General features: G+C 72.4%; 12 protein-coding genes. 8 read left to right on the top strand and 4 right to left on the bottom strand.

Annotated elements, in window-relative coordinates; translation table 11 throughout:
• Positions 1 to 3: 3 nt before the first annotated feature.
• Both CG719_RS29790 and CG719_RS29795 read right to left on the bottom strand, forming a co-directional pair.
• Positions 4 to 1290 (bottom strand): FAD-dependent oxidoreductase, encoded by a 1287-nt coding sequence (locus tag CG719_RS29790; RefSeq protein ID WP_100571821.1) that lies wholly within the window; start codon positions 1288 to 1290, stop codon positions 4 to 6.
• A gap of 263 nt (positions 1291 to 1553) precedes the next feature.
• Entirely contained in the window at positions 1554 to 1766 is a 213-nt protein-coding gene (locus CG719_RS29795) for a hypothetical protein (RefSeq protein WP_234375816.1), read from the bottom strand.
• A gap of 135 nt (positions 1767 to 1901) precedes the next feature.
• Between CG719_RS29795 and CG719_RS29800 the strand changes: the two genes are divergently transcribed.
• Positions 1902 to 2633 carry a L,D-transpeptidase family protein gene (locus tag CG719_RS29800; RefSeq protein WP_100571822.1) on the top strand — a complete coding sequence of 244 codons (732 nt, stop codon included), beginning with the start codon at positions 1902 to 1904 and terminating at the stop codon, positions 2631 to 2633.
• Positions 2634 to 2667: 34 nt separating this feature from the next.
• Here CG719_RS29800 and CG719_RS29805 read toward each other — a convergent pair whose 3' ends face one another.
• A complete protein-coding gene (locus CG719_RS29805) occupies positions 2668 to 3123 on the bottom strand; it encodes an ATP-binding protein (protein WP_107488241.1) in 456 nt (151 codons plus the stop codon).
• Between the two features lie 263 nt (positions 3124 to 3386).
• Between CG719_RS29805 and CG719_RS29810 the strand changes: the two genes are divergently transcribed.
• On the top strand, positions 3387 to 4226 hold the full coding sequence (locus CG719_RS29810) for an ABC transporter ATP-binding protein (RefSeq protein ID WP_100571823.1): 840 nt from the start codon (positions 3387 to 3389) through the stop codon (positions 4224 to 4226).
• A 391-nt stretch (positions 4227 to 4617) separates the two neighbouring features.
• On the opposite strand, the gene CG719_RS29815 is transcribed toward CG719_RS29810, so the two are convergent.
• A complete protein-coding gene (locus CG719_RS29815) occupies positions 4618 to 6567 on the bottom strand; it encodes a DUF1996 domain-containing protein (RefSeq protein WP_234375817.1) in 1950 nt (649 codons plus the stop codon).
• Positions 6568 to 7124: 557 nt separating this feature from the next.
• Here CG719_RS29815 and CG719_RS29820 point away from each other — a divergent pair.
• The 6 genes from CG719_RS29820 to CG719_RS29850 all read left to right on the top strand — a co-directional run bounded on the left by CG719_RS29820 (position 7125) and on the right by CG719_RS29850 (position 14290).
• Entirely contained in the window at positions 7125 to 8795 is a 1671-nt protein-coding gene (locus CG719_RS29820; protein WP_100571825.1) for a multicopper oxidase family protein, read from the top strand.
• Between the two features lie 419 nt (positions 8796 to 9214).
• Positions 9215 to 9460, top strand: a complete 246-nt coding sequence (locus CG719_RS29825; protein ID WP_100571826.1) for a ferredoxin — start codon at positions 9215 to 9217, stop codon at positions 9458 to 9460.
• A complete protein-coding gene (locus tag CG719_RS29830) occupies positions 9450 to 10844 on the top strand; it encodes an NAD(P)/FAD-dependent oxidoreductase (protein ID WP_100571827.1) in 1395 nt (464 codons plus the stop codon). The genes CG719_RS29825 and CG719_RS29830 overlap by 11 nt, the downstream gene beginning before the upstream one ends.
• A 71-nt stretch (positions 10845 to 10915) precedes the next feature.
• Positions 10916 to 12154 carry a cytochrome P450 gene (locus tag CG719_RS29835; protein WP_100571828.1) on the top strand — a complete coding sequence of 413 codons (1239 nt, stop codon included), beginning with the start codon at positions 10916 to 10918 and terminating at the stop codon, positions 12152 to 12154.
• Between the two features lie 354 nt (positions 12155 to 12508).
• Positions 12509 to 12985 (top strand): hypothetical protein, encoded by a 477-nt coding sequence (locus CG719_RS29845; RefSeq protein ID WP_100571830.1) that lies wholly within the window; start codon positions 12509 to 12511, stop codon positions 12983 to 12985.
• Between the two features lie 144 nt (positions 12986 to 13129).
• Positions 13130 to 14290 carry a carboxylate-amine ligase gene (locus CG719_RS29850; RefSeq protein ID WP_100571831.1) on the top strand — a complete coding sequence of 387 codons (1161 nt, stop codon included), beginning with the start codon at positions 13130 to 13132 and terminating at the stop codon, positions 14288 to 14290.
• Positions 14291 to 14421 lie beyond the last annotated feature (131 nt).

Raw genomic sequence — 14421 nt, forward strand, 5'->3', positions numbered from 1 at the left:
TGGTCAACCGGTGCCGGCCACCCTGCGGACCCTGTCCCGGGCGACCCGGGCCGCCGCGTACCCGGTCCCCGCGACGAAGCGCATCATCGGCCCGAACATCGGGGCGGCCAGCGACCCGGTGAAGTACAGACCCGGCACCGACGACTCGAACCCCGGGCTCAGCCACGGCGCCCTCGAACCCGGCACCTGCCTGAGCGCACCACGCACCGCCGGCGACAGGAACGGAACGGCGTCCAGGTCCAGGCGGTAACCGGTGGCGGCCAGCACATGGTCGACGTCGAGCGCCTCCGCCACGCCGCCCGGCCCGGCCAGGTCCAGCCGCACGACGGACCCGTCGGTCCCGGCCCGTACGACCCGGCACGAGGTGCGCACCGGCACCACGCCCTCGACCCGGTCCCGCAGCCACCATCCGCCCGAGGGACGCAACGCGCGCCGGAACAGCAGCAGCCGGGCCGCGGCCGGCAGATGCCGTACCCCGCCGGGAGCCCGGCAGACCGCGGCCAGGATCCAGCCCGTGCCCAGCGGTGAGGCGGGCCTGCCGATCCGCCGCGTCCAGGACCGGGCCTGCTCCGGGGTCGTCCCCCACAGCACGCCGTTCTCCCGGACCAGCACCTGCGCCCGGGCACCGGACTCGTGGAGCAGTGCGGCGCTCTCCAGGGCGGACTGTCCCCCGCCGACCACGGCGACCCGGCGGCCGGCGTACCGGGACAGGTCGGTGTGCTGGCTGGTGTGCGACACCGGCGCGCCGGGCCCCGGGCCTTCGGGCACGAGGCCGCGCAACTCGCCGGGTATGTGGGCCAGTCCGTTCAGGCCGGTGGCCACGACCACGGCGGCGGCCGCGAGTTCCTGTCCGTCGTCCAGCCGTACGGCGAACCCCGTACCGGCCGTGGCCAGGTCGACGGCCGCGACCCGGGCCGGCTCCACCTCGCCGACGTACTGCTTCTGGAACCACTGGCCGTACCGTACGAACACCTCGCACGGGATGGGCGTCAGTTCGGTCAGCTCCGGCTCACCGTGCACCTGGAGGAAGTCCGCCAGCCGCCCGCCCGGCTCCGGCGCCGACAGGTCGACGGCGTCCGGCGTCGACTTCAGGAACATCCCGGTCGCCATGGCGTGCCGCCAACTGCCCATGACCTCACCGAAGACGCGCACCGGAACTCCCGCCCCGCGCAGGTGCGCGGCGACCGACAGCCCGTACGGCCCGGCGCCGACCACCACGACCGGCAGCGCCGGGCGCCCCGGCCGCGCTCCCCCGTGGGCAGGCCACGGCCCCGGAAGCGACTGCGTCATGCATCCCCCCGCTGGTCCCCTCGCCGCCTTCCCCAAGGCGGGCGTGACACTCCGGGATGTGCGCGCCGGCCGAGCGCCGCCGCACGTCTCCCCCCTCCGCCGGTCAGTGTTACCCACCGACCGCCGCCGGAATGCGATATTGGGACACCTTGCCAAAAATTGGTCTGAGTGTTGACCGGCCGCCCCCGCGCGCCTCAAGGGGACGGAGCGCGAACACCCGGCTCCCGTCCTCGTGGCGGAGGACGGGAGCCGGGTGCCAGGACCTAATGGTCCGTGGCGGCGGGAGAGCCGACCGCGGGTGGTGCGGTCATCAGCTTCCCGAACAACGCCATGCAGGTGGAACAGTGTCCAGCCCGCTGTGCGCTCGCGCCGTCGACGTGCTGACCCAGTTTCTGTCCGCACAGGGTGGTGGTCGTGTGCTTGGCCATGACGTGCCAGACCAGAGCCCCACCGGGCTTCTCTGCTCCTGCACACATCTCATACATGATCGGCTCCACTCCCTCGATGGACGCCTCTCTCACTCAAGGAGACACCGAGTGGGCCATCTGCACGCAGCCACGGACGGCCATTCAGGTGAAACACGGGCCCCCGGTGGTGCCATCATGGGGCGCATGCGAAAAGGCGGAGCGTTGCGGACAGCGGCCGTGGTGGCCGTCGGTGGGGCGCTGGCGATGTCGCTGACGGCCTGCGGCGGTACGGGCCACCGGCGCCCGGCCGGTCACGGCGGGCCGGCGGAGCGCACGCCGGGCCGCGGGGCCTTTCCGAGCCGGGTGCCGGGCATCGGTGACCACATGTGGCATCGGGTGCCGTCCGGGTCCCGCCAGGTGGTCGCCGTCCACGGAGCCGGGCCCGACTCCCCCGACGCGACGGTCGATTTCTTCACCAAGCACGGCTCGCACTGGGAGCGGGCGGGTTCCTGGCCGGCCCACAACGGCAGGAAGGGCTGGACGACGGACCATCACGAGGGCGACCAGCGCACCCCTGTGGGGGTGTTCACGCTGAGCGACGCCGGCGGCGTGCTCGAGAACCCCGGGGCGAAGCTCCCGTACACACGGTCCGCCGCGTTCCAGGCGCCCCGGTCCTGGACGAAGAACGCCTGGCACGACTTCGACTACGTCATCGCCATCGACTTCAACCGCGTCAAGGGCACACCGCCCAACGACCCCACCCGGCCTCAAGGGCAGTCAAGGGGTGGCGGCATCTGGCTGCACATGGACCACGGCAGCGGCACCTCCGCGTGCGTGACCCTGTCCGAGTCGGCGATGCGGTACCTGCTGCGCTCCCTCGACCCGCGTCAGCACCCGGTCGTGGTCATGGGAGACAAGGCGGACCTCCAGGCCTGACGCCGCCCGGCGGGGGCCGCCGGCCGCAGCCGCCTCACGGCCGCGCGGCGTCGAGCAGCGCTACGCGGACGACGACACGCTTGCCCACCGGCTCGCGCCGCACCTCGAACCGCTCCACCACGGCCATCACGATCTCCAGACCGTGCTGGCCCACCCGTCCGGGATCGGCTGCCCGTGCCACGGGCAGCACCGGATCGCTGTCCCAGACCGCGATGTCCACGGCGTCTCCGGCGATCCGCAGATCCATCAGGATGGGGCCGGAGGCGTACTTGCGGGCGTTGGTGACCAGTTCGCTGACCACCAGCTGCGTCAGGTCCATGGCCCGGTCCGAGACCGTCAGTCCGTGGCCGGTCCTGGCCCGGCTCAGGAACGCGGCCGCGAGATGGCGGGCCTCGGCGATGCACGCTCCGTCGCCGTCGAGGGCCGCCGCCATGCGTATCACGCCGGTATCCGGCGCCGGCTCCGCGCCGCCGAGGAGGACGGATTCCATCCCAACCGCCTTCACCACCCTGTTCACGGCGTGCACATACCCCTCTTCCGGCCGGGCACGCCTGCGGCCGCCGTGTCTGCTTCGTCACACGGGCGACCGGCCGCCGCGGAGCGGCGAGCCGGCGACGGCGGCGCCGTCACCGCGACCTCACCCGCGCCCTCGCCGCGTCCACGAGCCGGACAGAACGGCGACAAGGTGCCGGATGCATCTACCGTTCGTGGTGCCGGTCGAGCGACGGCCTCGACGGTCGAGGGGAGCCCAGCATGGCCGAGGACACAGCGGAGCGGACAACGCGGGAGCACGGGACCGTCGTCGCCCTCCGCGAGGTGGGCGTCCGCCGCTGCACGACCGACCAGGTGATCCTCGACGACGTCGACTGGACGGTGCGCGCGGGAGAGCACTGGGCACTGCTGGGTGCCAACGGCGCCGGGAAGACCACACTGCTGCGGCTGCTCGGCGCCCTGATGCACCCCACGGCCGGCAGCGTCGAGGTCCTCGGCGAACTCCTCGGCCGCGTCGACGTACGGGAACTGCGCGCACGCATCGGGCACGTCACCACCGCGCAGCGCGTTCCTGGTGAACTGGACGCCCACACCGTCGTGCTGACCGGTCACTCGGGCACGGTGCAGCCACTGTGGCGGATGTACGACGAGGAGCTCCGGCAGCGGGCCCACGAACTGCTCGCCGAGCTGGACATCAAGGACCTGGCCGACCGGCCGTACGGAGTCTGCTCGGGCGGGCAGCGGGCGCGCGTCCTGATCGCCCGGGCCCTCATGGCCGAGCCCGCGCTGCTGCTTCTCGACGAGCCCTTCAACGCCCTGGACCTGCCGTCCCGCGAGGATCTGGTCGAGGCCATGCACCGGCTCGCGGAGGGACGGCCACGGCTCGCCACGGTGACGGTCACCCACCACCTCGAGGAACTCTCCCCCGCCGTCAGTCACGCCCTGCTGCTGCGCGAAGGCCGGATCCTGGCCCAGGGACCCGTCGAGGACGTACTGACCGGGCCGTGGCTGACCACGTGCTTCGGCCGCCCCATCGCGGTCAGCCGGCACGAGGGCCGCTGGTGGGCCCATTCCGGGCGGCAGAGCCCCAGGAGCGCGTAAGGCGCCTCGCCGATCCTTCGCACACAGCGGTCCGACGCCGCTTCCCTCTACCCGAAGTAACATGATCCACTTTGGCTCCGGGCTTTGTCCCCAGTCACCTCGGGCGCACCCGTGCCGTCCGACCCCCCGTGCGAAGGATCCTCATGCCGTCTCCGGACGCTGCTCTGCAGCAAGCGCATTCCGACTACGAGCAGCACAGGCAGACCTGCCGTCAATGTCAGGCGCATGCCATTCCGTGCGCCGTGGCCAAGCACCTGATGCGCATCTACAACAACGCCCGAAGAGGTCTCGCCCGCGCCGAGTGAAACCGAGGCCGGGCGAAACCGAAGGGGGCGGCGGTGGGACCGGTCATCCGGTCCCACCGCCGCCCCCTTCGCGGCCCGTGGCGTCGTCAGGCGGCGCTGCGCCTGATCCGGCGCAGCAGCACGAAGCCCGCGGTCACGAGCACCGCACCGGCGGCCGCGGGCCACAGCTTGGCTCCGGTCTCGGCCAGGCTGCCCCTGACTGCCTGCGGTTCGGTCTGCGGTCCGGTCTGTGCGCCGGCCGCCGCCTGGCCGTCTCCGCCGGGAGCCGGGGTGTAGGCGGGCGAGCCCACCTCACCACCGGTCGCGGCACCGGTCTCGGCACCCGTGGCGCTCGTCCCCGCCTGACGGGAGGTGTCGGCCTTGGGTTCCACCGCGCCGCCCGTGGGCTCCGCGGACTTCTCCGCCCCTGCGCCGCCCTTGCCGGCCCCGGCCGCGCCGCCGTTGCCGCCGGTACCGGCCGCGCCGGCGCCGTCTCCGGGCCGCGCGCCCGAGGTCTCCGTCGGCTTCTCCTCAGGCTCCTGAGGGTCCTGCGGCTTCTCCGGCTCCTGCGGCTTCTCCGGCTGCGCGCCGGACTCCGCGCCCTGGTCGGCCCCGGCGCCGCACGTGCGGCCGCTGTTGATGCAGTCGACCATCCGGCCCATCAGGTCCTCGTCGAAGACGTTGATGAAGTCGCCGTGGTCCGTGCCCGGCTTGTGCAGCTGCTCGGGGAAGGAGTCCACGGCGAACAGCGGGGTGGTCGCACCGCCGTCGTTCAGGCTCGGGGCGTCGACGCCGTAGACGATGCGCTGCACCAGTTGCGGGATCGCCCGGAATCCCTCCGGGCAGTTGCCCTCGCCGTCGGCGAACGCCACGTGCGTGCGGTGGTTGGCGCTGTCGGCGTTCCGGCCGTCCCAGCAGCTCTGGAACCTGAAGGTGCGCACCACGTCGCTGCCCTGGGGGCAGAGCGGGTACCTGTCCTTCAGCTGCCGGTCCTCGAACCCGGTGCAGGACCAGGAGGCGTTGGCGTTGGCGGGGCCGTTGACGAACGCCTTGGCGTCACCGGTGATGATGCGCAGGAAGCGCGGCATCGCCGTCACCTTGCCGCGCGGGCTGCCCTCGAAGGACAGCGTCACCTGCTTCGGCGTCACGATCTTGCCCGCGTTGCCCTCGGTCCCGCCGCCGGGGGCGTCGGCGTCCCGCTCACGGGTTCCGTCCTGAAGGCGCAGCACGGGCCAGTAGTAGGTCGACCTGTCGCCCTTGTCGGCGCAGCTCGTGTCGGCCTTCGCCAGGTCCTCGTCACTCGCGAAGGCGCTGTTGCCCTGGTTGCCGATGTAGTCGTGGAAGTGGTGGGCGCCGTTGGTGACGCCGGGGGCGACGATCACGTTGTCCGAGTTGAACAGGCCGCCCGCGTTCACTCCGCAGCTGGAGGCGAAGGTGCCGCGTGAGGCGTCCGCCTCCTCACGGGGCTTGCCGGCATTGGGCTGCACGGAGCTGATGTCCGCGTAGTCCGCGGCCACGGGCCCGTTGCCGGACCGCCCGTCGTCGGCGCCCTGCTCCGGCTCCTGCTGTCCGTCCTGCGGCAAGCTCTGGTCCTGACCGCTCTGGTCCTGGCCGGTCTGCCCGTCGCCGCCCTCGGTGTCGGAGGTGCGCAGGGTGCAGGCCGCGAGGTCGCTGAGCCCGTCGGGCCGCTCCCCGGCACGCTCGATCGCGTCGGCGATGCCGCCGATCGTCGTGGTCCGCTCCTGCGTGAGCGGGCCCACGATCCCCTTGTCCACGGCGTCGACGTCGATACGCCCGTCCTTCACCGCTTCCAGCATCCGCTGGTAGGCGCTCGCGATCTGCTGGTCCAGGGCCGCGAGTTGCTCGTCGACGGTCGTCTTCGCCTCCTCCGGCACCTCGGTCAGCCGGGCGCCGACGTCCGGGCAGTCGATCGTGGCGCCTCCCGCCGCCGGGCTCTGCTTACGGTCCCCTACGGACTGCACGGCCGACGTGTCTTCGGTGGCGGAGGCGTACACGTTGGCGACCATCAGCCCGCCTCCGCCCAGGATGAGCGCCATCGCACCGATGGTGGCGCGCCGTGGGCCCGTGGGTCGTCTGCGCGTGTTGCGTCTCACCGAACTTCTCCTACGCGTCGTGGCCGGCCGGGAATGCGATTCCCCCCGTCCCATACGGAGTTCGGCCCGGGAATGTTCAAGCGCCCCGCGGAATCCCCCGCGTCGCCGACCCCGGGCGGCGAGCGGTGGCGGCCCGCACAAGCGGCGGCGCGGCGCGCCGTGGATCGGCAGGTGGCGCGAACGCCCGTTCGGCGGACACGACGAAAGCCCCACTCCCATGTCGGGAGTGGGGCTCGTCCACGAGCGCCGGGCAGGCCTTGCACCTGCATCTCCCCGCAGGAAGCGGGGCGTCTTTCCTTGGACCACCAACGCACAGCCGGCCACCGGGAGTTCCGGTGACGCGCTCAAGATCGAGCATAGCGCAGATGCCCGGCCGCGGCACGTCGCCGCGCGGGCCGTACCCCGTATCACCCCGCCACCAGGGCAATGGTTGCCGAGATCGTCAGACGCGCCGTGTCAGTTCTCCCACATATCGCCGCAAAACGTGTGTTATTCGACTCATGGACACATACTCGCGGCGCACCTTGCTCAGTGCCTCGGTCACGGCTGCCGCTTCGGGACTCCTGACCGCCTGCTCAGGGGCCGGCTCCCGCGCGGAGCCCGGCCCGCACTCGGGATCCGCGCCGGGCTCGGGGCAGAGCTCGGGGTCCGCGCGGGGCCCCGGGGCCGTCGACGGCTTCCGCCCGTTCGTTCCCAAGGGACCCAAGGGGTACGTGAACCCGTCCGACCGGGAGGTCCTGGCCGCCGAACACCGGCGCGGGCGCGGGCCGGTGCGCAAGTACAGGTTCACCGCCCGCCCAACGTCGTTCGACCTGTCCGGCAAGACCGTGAAGACCTGGGCGTACGGCGACGGGATCCCCGGCGAGCTGGTCCGGGCCACCGCGGGTGACATCCTCGACATCACGCTTCGCAACCGCCTGCCGGTGGGGACGACACTGCACTCGCACGGTGTGCGGCTGCGCTGCGACATGGACGGCGTGCCGGACCTGACCCAGAGGTCCATCAGGCCCGGCTCGGAGTTCAACTACCGCTTCGTCGTGTCCCACCCCGGCACCTACCTGCTGCACTCGCACGAGGGCATGCAACTGGACCGCGGTCTGTACGCACCACTGATCATCGACGACCCCAGGGAGCCCCTGTCGTACGACAGGGAGTGGGTGGTCGTCCTGGACGACTGGGTGGACGGCCTGGGCGGCTCCACTCCGGAGAAGGTGCTCGCGCAGCTGCAGAAGGTCAAGGGTCCCGTTCCCCGCGGCATGCACATGGGCGGCATGGACATGGGCCACGGGGGCCACGGCGGGCATTCGGCCCCGCAGGGCTCGTCCCACGGCCCCGACCGCATGCTGCGGGCCGGACTCAGCCGCATCCTGCAGGGCATGGGCGGCAACGTCGACTACCCGTACTACCTGATCAACGGCTGCGTCCCGCACGATCCCTCGGTCTTCCGGGCCCGTCCCGGCGACCGTATCCGGGTGCGGTTCATCAACGCGAGCGCCGACACCGCCTACCGGGTCGCGCTGGGCGACCACGAGATGACGGTGACGCACACGGACGGCTACCCGGTCGATCACATCACGACGGACTCGCTGCTCATCGGCATGGCGGAGCGGTACGACGTCGTCATCACCGCCGAGGACGGAGTGTTCCCGCTGGTCGCGCTCGCCGAGGGCAAGGACGCGCGCGCCCTCGCCGTGCTGAACACCGGAAGGTCGAGGGACCTGCCCCCGCCCTCCGTCCACATCGACGAGCTGGACGGGCGCCTCCTGATGGCCCACCAGCTGACCGCCGACGACTCGGTGACGTTCCCCGACGAGGAGCCGGACCGCGAGATCGATATCAAGCTGACCGGCAACATGAAGTGGTACGACTGGAGCTTCGACCGCCGGCCGTACTCGGTCGAGCAGCGCCATCCGGTCCGCCAGGGCGAGCGGGTCCGGATCACGTTCCACAACCGCACCGGCATGTGGCACCCGCTGCACCTGCACGGCCACACCTTCGCCCTCGTCGGCCCGGACGGCCTCGGCCCCCGCAAGGACACCGCGATCGTGCTGCCGCAGAACAAGCTGGTGGTGGACTTCTACGCCGACAACCCGGGGCTGTGGATGCTCCACTGCCACAACCAGTACCACTCCGAGTCGGGAATGATGACCATCCTCGGCTACCTCAAGTGACAGACGGGCCCGAGCGGCCGCCGCGGACGCCGCGCGCGGCCGGACGGGCCCGCCGCCCGGGACTTCGGCCGCCATCCGCGTCGCGTACCCGCTGATGACCGGGTACGCGACGCGGATGGCGGCCGTCTTCGCGTGCTCGCCGTCGGCGCCTGGGTGACCGGCGGTCGCCGAGCACGACCCGGCACCGGGGCGGCCCGGTGAGGCGGCTCCCGGCGGGGCCGCGGAGGCCGGGTGAGCTCGGGACGGGCCGCGGCCCGTCGTGGCCTCTTCGCCCCGCGACCGGCGTCACCCCATCGGCGGGTCCCGGCGCGCGGGCAGGGCACCGGGGCTTCGATCCTGGCGTGGGATGACCGCCGTCCGAGGGTGACCGCCGAGCGGGTGGCTCCGGAGGACCTGGCCGCCGGAAGGGCGGGTCGCCAATGAGGCTTGTCGTCGATCTCAACAAGTGCCAGGGATACGCGCAGTGCGCGTTCCTCGCGCCGGGCGTGTTCACCATGCACGGCGAGGAGTCGCTGGTCTACAACCCGCGGCCCGGCGCGGAGCAGCGGGAGAAGGTCGCGCGCGCCGTCGCGGCGTGCCCGGTGCAGGCGATCACCGCCGAGGGACTGCCCGGGACGGGCGAGGAGCCCGTCGGCGCCGGGCGGGGGGCCTCCGATGCCCGCTGAGGCGTTCCACGAGTGGCTCAGACTCGAGGGCCGGATCGTGATCGTGGGTGCCTCGCTGGCGGGCCTGCGGGCTGCCGAGACGCTGCGCGCCGAGGGGTTCGCCGGATCGCTCACCATGATCGGTGACGAGCCCTACGAGCCGTACGACCGTCCCCCGCTGTCCAAGGCGGTGCTGCTCGGCAAGGCGTCCCCGGACCACACCGAGCTGCCCCGGCGCCGGGACATCGACGCGACCTGGCGGCTCGGGGTCGCGGCGGCCGGTCTCGACATGGCGGCCAGGCGGGTGCGGCTGACCGACGGCGAGGAGGTGCCCTACGACCGGCTGCTGATCGCGACCGGTGTGCACGCCCGGCCCTGGCCGAAGGAGGAAGAGGCCCAGCTGGACGGGGTGTTCGTGCTGCGCACCCGGGACGACGCGGTCCGTCTGCACCGGCGGATGAAGGGCCCGCCTCGGCGGGTGCTGGTCATCGGGGCCGGCTTCACCGGATCGGAGATCGCCTCGGCCTGCCGCGACCAGGGCATCGCGGTCACGGTCGCGGAGCGGGCCGACGCTCCGCTGGTGGGAGCGCTCGGCGGGGTGATCGGCGCGGTGGCGGCGGAGCTGCACCGGGAGAACGGGGTGGACCTGCGCACCGGGATCATGGTGACCGGTCTGGAGGGGGACGCCACGGGCCGGGTGCGGGTCGCGCACCTGTCCGACGGCAGTTCAGTCGAGACGGACGTGGTGGTGGTATCGCTGGGCGCGAGCCGCAACACCGGCTGGCTGGCGGGCTCGGGGCTGGGTGCGGGACCCCGCGGCATCGCCTGCGACGCGGGCTGCCGGGCCTTCGACTTCCGCGGCATCGTCACCGACGACATCTACGTCGCGGGCGACGTCGCCCGCTCCCCGCATCCGCTGTTCGGCTACCAGTTCCTGTCCCTTGAGCACTGGGGCAACGCCGTCGCCCAGGCCGAGGTGGCCGCGCACAACATGATCAGCGCCGGCGCCGACCGGCGTCCGCACATGTGGGTGCCCGCCTTCTGGTCCTCGCAGTTCGGCGTGAACATCAAGTCGGTCGGCGTACCGTCCATGGGCGAGGAGGTCATGATCACCCAGGGGTCGCTGACCGAGCGGCGGTTCGTCGGGGTGTACGGCTACCAGGGCCGCGTGATCGCCGCCGTGAGCTTCGACAACACGCGGTGGCTGGAGTTCTACCAGCGACTGATCGAGACGGGCGCGCCGTTCCCGGTGGAGTTCCCGACGGTGGACCGCAGGCCCGAGGGCCGCAAGCCGGTGCCGGCCGACTTTCCCGACCCGTCGCTGCCGACGCACGGCCCGACCGTGACCCTCAGCGGTTACTCCCCGACCGACCGGCAACTGGTCTTCACACCGGCCCGCCACTGAGCCGGCGCCCCGCTTCCCCTCCCGGATCCCGGATCCCGGATCTCCGGACCTCCACGCGCCAAGGACCCGACATGACGAACGGCCCGCTCCTGCAACGGATCACCGACTACGCCAACCGCGCCGACCCGTATCCGCTCTACGAGGAGCTGCGCAGGACGCCGGTGCTGCACGAGGAGGAGGACGGCCCCTACGCCGTCAGCTCGTACTACGACATCCTCGGGCTGCTCCACGACCCGCGGGTCAGCTCGGACGCCACCAACCTCATCGCCGCCGGCGCGGACGAGCTGTCGGGACCGGAGGCCACGGGGCTGCCGCCGAGCTTCATCAGGCTCGATCCGCCCGAGCACGACCGGCTGCGGCGGATCGCCAACAGCTCCTTCGGCCCGCCGCACCGGCCCGACCGTATCGACTCCATGAGCGGGGAACTCGGCGGGATCGTCACCGAGCTCATCGACGGCTTCGGCGACGCGCGGCAGATCGACCTCGTCGACCAGTTCGCCTATCCCTTCCCGGTGACGGTGATCTGCCGGCTGCTCGGGGTGCCGCGCGAGGACGAGCCGCGCTTTCGCACCTGGGTGGACCCGATCGTCGCCGCCCTTGACCCGGAGACCCGGCAGCGCACCGACGACGACTTCCAGCGCGCCTCGCAGGAGGCCCGGATGCAGCTCGGCATGTACCTGGCCGGTCTGGTCGAGCAGCGCACCAAGGAGCCGCGCGACGACCTGCTGTCCGACCTCGCGGCCAGTCACGGCACGGACGGGACCATGTCGATGATGGAGGTGCTCAGCACGGCGGTGCTGCTGCTGATCGCGGGCCACGAGACGACGGTCAACCTCATCACCAACGGGATGCTCACCCTGCTGCGCCACCCGGAGTTTCTGCACCGGCTGCGCGAGGATCCGGGACTGTCCGTCAGGATCGTGGAGGAACTGCTGCGTTACGAGCCTCCGGTGCAGCTGGTGCCGCAGCGCACCTGTGTCGCCGACATCGACCTGCGCGGGGTCACGATTCCCAAGGGCGCGCGGATCTGGCTGATGCTCGCCGCGGGCAACCGGGACCCGGAGCGGTTCGCGGATCCCGACCGGTTCGATCCCGACCGCGAGGACATCGAGCACCTCGGCTTCGGCAGCGGCATCCACATCTGCTTCGGCGCGCCGCTGGCCCGGCGGGAGGCGCAGCTCGCGCTGGCCGAGCTGGCCCGCCGCCTGGACAACCCCCGCCTGGTGGAGGACCCGCCGCCCTACCGGCGGAACGCGGTGCTGCGCGGCCCGCGCCATCTGAACATCGCCGTCGACTCGGTGCGTTCGTGATTTCCAAGAACCAGGAAAGAGTCTGGACAGATTTAGGAAATAGGACAAAATGGTCTACATCCCCCCACCACCGCTTCCAAGGAGCCGCCTCGGTATGGCGTACGGAGCCGACCACAACGCGACCCCGCCTCCCCACCCCGATCTGGGCCCGGCCCGTGACTGCGAGGCCTGCCTGGGCTGGGGAACCGTGGTCACCGATGACGGTCACCACGAACTGTGCGCGGCCTGCCAGCAGGGCGCGGACGAGGACCCCCCGCTCGACACGCGCACGCCCTCGCCCCGCACGAGTGGTACGTCGTCCGACTCGGCCGTAGCGTCTTTAAGGACCCAGGACGTCGTCGGCCAGGAGCGGACATGGGCAGACACACAATGAGGACAGCGGTCGCGTTCTGCGCCGCGGGGCTGCTCGCGGCGAGCGCGGGTACGGCCTCCGCCGCACCGGCGGCCCCGCACGGGAACACGGACTCGCCGCACGCCGAGAAACGGACGAACGGGCAGCCGGTGCTGGTCGACTGTCTGTCGAAGCCGCGGCAGCGGCCCGGCGCGTTCATCCTCGCCTGCGGTGACGGCAACAGCGTCCTGTCCGCCTTGCGGTGGTCGCAGTGGAACGACCAGTCCGCGACGGCCAGGGGCTTCAACCTCGTCAACGACTGCAAGCCCTACTGCGCGGCCGGACGGTTCCACGACTACCCGGTGATCGTGCGGCTGGACGGTCCGGCTTCCTGGAAGAAGCGCCCGGAACTGCGGCACTTCACCCGGCTGAGCCTGGAGTTCCCGGCGGCCCGCCCGGAAGGCGCCGCACGAGTGGAGACGTATCCCCTCTGGGACTGATCCCCCCGGCCACGGATTTTTCGTCCGTGGCCGGGACGCTTGCGAAGGTGCCGGTCTGGGCACTCGGGGGTCCCGGGGCGCGGGGTCCCCAGAGGGACCGGGCTCGAGCGCCGGGTGATCGCCCAGGCAAGGGGAGAACGTGACGTGACGCTGCGCATCGGGGCAGAGGAAGAGTTCCACGTGCTGGACGTGGAGAGCGGCCGGCTGGTGCCGCGGGCCGGCGCCGTACTGGACCGGCTGCGCAGGCCCGGTTTCACCGCCGAGCTCCAGCAGTCCGTCGTGGAGGCCAACAGCTCGGTCCACGACACCCTCGACGCCCTCCTCGCGGACCTGGCCCGGTCGCGGCGGCTGCTGGACACGGCGGCCTCCTCGCTGGGCCTCGCCACCGTGGCCGCCGGCACCGTGCCACTGGCACGGGTCGGTTCCGGCAACATCACCGCCGGGCGCCGCTACCGGCACATGGCCGACGACTACCGCAGGGTCGCCGACGAACAGCTCATCTGCAGCGCGCAGGTGCACGTCGACATACCGGACCGGGACACCGCCGTACGCGCCATGTGCCTGGTCGCGCCGTCGCTGCCGCCGCTGCTCGCGCTGTCGGCCAGTTCGCCGTTCTGGCTCGGCGCGGACACCGGCTACGCGAGCTGGCGGACGATGCTCTGGCAGCGCTGGCCGACCGCCGGACCACCCGGCTGCTACGCCGACGCCGCCGCCTACGACGCCGCCCTGGAGGAGCTGATCCGCTCGGGCGTCATCGCCGACGCCGGCATGATCTACCACGACGTACGGCCCTCCGCGCACCAGCCCACGCTGGAACTGCGGATCTGCGACGCCTGCCCGCGTGTGGAGACGGTCGTGCTGGTCGCGGGTCTCTTCCGGGCACTGGTCCAGGACGCCTGCGACCGGCTGGCCCGCGGGGACACCGGCCGGTGCGACGGCCACCACGAGTGGCTGCGGGCCGCCGGCTGGCGAGCCGCCCGCTCGGGCCTGGAGGGCCCGCTGGTCGACCCGGTCACCCGGCGCCCGGCCCCCGCCCCCGAAGTGCTGCGCGCCATGGCGACACGACTCCGTCCCGCGTTGGAGGCGTCCGGCGACCGGGAGGCCGTGCACGAACTTCTCACCCGGGCTCTGGCCTTCGGCAGTGCCGCGCACCGGCTGCGGCGGGCGGCCGAGGAGGAGGACCTCCTCGCCAGCATCGACCTCATGGTCGCCGAGACCCGCGGCGCCACCGGGCCGCGCCCGGTCCCACCGGCCCGCCCCGCCCGCGCCCCCCGTCCCAGCCCGACCGCCGGCGCCGGAACCTGACGGGCCCTTCTCGTCCCGGCCCGACCCGCGTGCCGCCCTCACCGGCGGCGCCCGAGACCGTCCCAGGAGAGTGGTCAGCGCCATGTCACCCGCACCCGCCATCGCAGCCACCGCCGACTGCCCGGCCGTGC

The sequence above is a fragment of the Streptomyces sp. CB01373 genome (assembly GCF_002803075.1).
Lineage (GTDB): Bacteria > Actinomycetota > Actinomycetes > Streptomycetales > Streptomycetaceae > Streptomyces.